This is a genomic window from Fusibacter sp. (assembly GCF_057447755.1).
In genome coordinates this window covers 1-1,777 of sequence record NZ_JBVBZF010000495.1, presented here as the reverse complement: position 1 = coordinate 1,777, position 1,777 = coordinate 1, and the positions used below count along the sequence as shown (strand labels likewise).

The window sequence follows — 1,777 nt, the reverse complement described above, 5'->3', positions numbered from 1 at the left end:
CATTTCTCTTAAATTTTCAGAGACAATTGGTGTTACACTTCTACTTCTTGCAATTGCATCACAGGTTTCTCTCGCGCGCTGAAGGTCTGAGACAAATATTTTTTCAAAGTCAATATCTTTGAGTTTTCCGGCAACGACCTCTGCCTGAATTTTGCCCCTCTCATTGAGCTCCACATCCCAAAAACCGGCAAATTGACTATTTTCATTCGCATAAGTCTCACCGTGTCTAATTAAATAAATATTCATTCATTATGCTCCTTGACTTGTGTTTTTTGCTTTTTCCAGCTTGTATGCTTCTGCGCTGAGTTCCCATTGGTCTCTTGCATAACCCTTGATCATACGCGTTTTATAGGCAAATTCATGGTTGACGACATTGCTAAACCAATGGATGGCTTCTTTATAATTGCCAATCCTCCGATTGAGTTCGCCAACAAGGTAAATAATCTCGATTTCCTTCTCAGGCTCAATATCCAATTTCTCATTTTCATAACTATATTTAAATGCCTCGATTGAAAGTTTAATATACCTTGCTTCTTCTTCATGATTTTCCTGTTCACGATAGAACCAAGCAAGCCTTAAGTAAAGTTTTCCTAATATATTTGAACTAGCTTTTAAAATTTTGTAGTTCGCCAATGCGATTAAATGGACCTTAATCGCACTTGATAAATCCCTTTCATCGCAAAAGTTTTGATATCGCCAGTTTTTGGTGATGAGGTCTTTAACAATTGCTTTTTCGGTCGGATTAATATCTTCCAAGAAATCCTTTTCAAATTTTGCATAACCGCAGTTGGGACAACAAATCACGCCATAGTAGACTGGACTTGCGCCTGAATAGTAGGCATGAAAATCACGTTCTCTTAACTTTGTTTTTATAGCGGACTTTTTTACCTGTTTGGAGGTAAACTGATTGCCACAGATACTGCAATTATAATTTCTATCAAATAAGTCACTCACTTAAACTATCCCTTTCTTATCGCCAATTAATATCAATTGTATCGCCATGCTTCAACAAATCTGTGTACCTCGCACGTTCACCGTTCAGTTTTAGCACCAATATGCCCTTGGCTCTTGTAATGTCAAAATCTATGTGATCGAATATGTCCACAAAAATAATACTGTTTTCCTTTTGAGGTATCCAAACCGGCTCGCCATTGACAGTCAACTGTATAGGACCATTGGTTGCTGTTACTGATGCCGTCGCTTTTTTCTCTACAAAAGCATCTTCTTTTGCAAGAATTTCCTGTCCCTCAACAAAAGCGTCCTCTATAACATCATTAGATTCTAATATATCATTCTCGATTTCATAGTCAAATTTTTCGACGATTTTAAAAGTAATCTGGTCTCCATTTTGAAGCCTGTAGTCAAGACCAACTTCATCTTCATTTCTAAAGAATGAAACCCTACGAACATCCAGTTCAGTCTGCTTGGCAAGTTTTTCTATCGTGTCAATGCCAATCGTTTCAATAACATCGCCTTCACAGAGAACATATTCGCCTGTACGATGAACATCATTTACTGCAACTGCGTCAATGATTTTAATCGTTTGATCGTTTAAGGTAATTGCCGCATCGAAATTAACCAGTTCCTTTAGCGACATGACTCTTACAGTACCCTTAGCAGCAGGCATTACATTGATCTGATCCTTGTGGTTGATCTTAGAATCTAGACTCGACATGACGCCATTAATGAAGATTTTGGCCGGTTCACCATAATCGCCTTTAATCTCTTTGGGTATGCCGTTGACATGAACTGTTAACGCTGGCCCCCTCTCAGCAAT

The 1,777-nt window shown here is 38.3% G+C and carries 2 protein-coding genes and 1 pseudogene; all 3 read right to left on the bottom strand.

The genetic code is table 11. The features are described 5' to 3' along the window. The coding region (locus AC220I_RS22050; protein ID WP_486726021.1) for a histidine phosphatase family protein at window positions 1-246 on the bottom strand (246 nt) is incomplete at its 3' end. 3 nt (window positions 247-249) lie between these two features. Further along, complete coding sequence (locus AC220I_RS22045; RefSeq protein WP_486726020.1) at window positions 250-954, bottom strand: DUF2225 domain-containing protein; 705 nt, start codon at window positions 952-954, stop codon at window positions 250-252. A 16-nt stretch (window positions 955-970) separates the two neighbouring features. Beyond that, a pseudogene (locus AC220I_RS22040) lies at window positions 971-1,777 on the bottom strand (hypothetical protein); the annotation flags it as partial.